This is a genomic window from Vulcanisaeta distributa JCM 11216 (assembly GCF_001315985.1).
GTDB classification, from domain to species: domain Archaea; phylum Thermoproteota; class Thermoprotei; order Thermoproteales; family Thermocladiaceae; genus Vulcanisaeta; species Vulcanisaeta distributa_E.
The window spans coordinates 1-714 of the sequence record NZ_BBBI01000060.1 but is presented as its reverse complement, the minus strand read 5'-3'; the positions used below and the strand labels follow the sequence as shown (position 1 = coordinate 714).

The window sequence follows — 714 nt, the reverse complement described above, 5'->3', positions numbered from 1 at the left end:
CCAATAATAACGAAACAACCACTGGCCGATCCTGAGGATCCATGTGAGGCGTTGGCGCAGGAATACAGTATTCCTCAGAATACGCCCACGCAGATTAGTAGTACGGCTTACGCAATTGTGTATGGCCAGCAAAACTATACTGACTCACACGGCGATGCTCAAGCAGACTTCTGTCTCACGTGGTCCACAACAATTGATGAGGATTGGGACGGCGCAGCCGTTAGTTGGGCTGAGCTCTACAACTACATTAACTACGTCCCCCCCGGCTCAGGGACTTCAATTAATTATTTAAAGGCGTTCCAGGACGCAGTTGCATCATACCTAGTCTATGAATATGAGAATGGCCAGATCAGCGCATCCCAACTACCCCCCCTTGATGTAACGTACATAGCGGGTAGCGGCAATGGTTATAACCCGGGGTATTGGACGGATAGTGGAGGTCAGGAGCCTGGATCCCAGACATGCACCACAAGCTACAGCATTGGCTTAACCGTAGGTTATTCGACAAATGGACCCTCAGCCTCATCCTCGGCGACCCAGACTGTGACCATCACATGCCCTGGGGGGGATCAAATCATACTAAACCCAGCTGGGGGGGTTGCGGCTATAGGTGAGGCGATAAACAATACCTGGATAATGGAGCCATCACAAACAGCGAATATGCAACAGAACACCTTAGCCGTGGACAGCTGGGGCGCGGCGTACATGGGCCCT

General features: G+C 51.8%; 1 pseudogene. It reads left to right on the top strand.

The window, feature by feature from the left end:
• Nucleotides 1-714, top strand: a pseudogene (locus JCM11216_RS14205) (hypothetical protein); the annotation flags it as partial.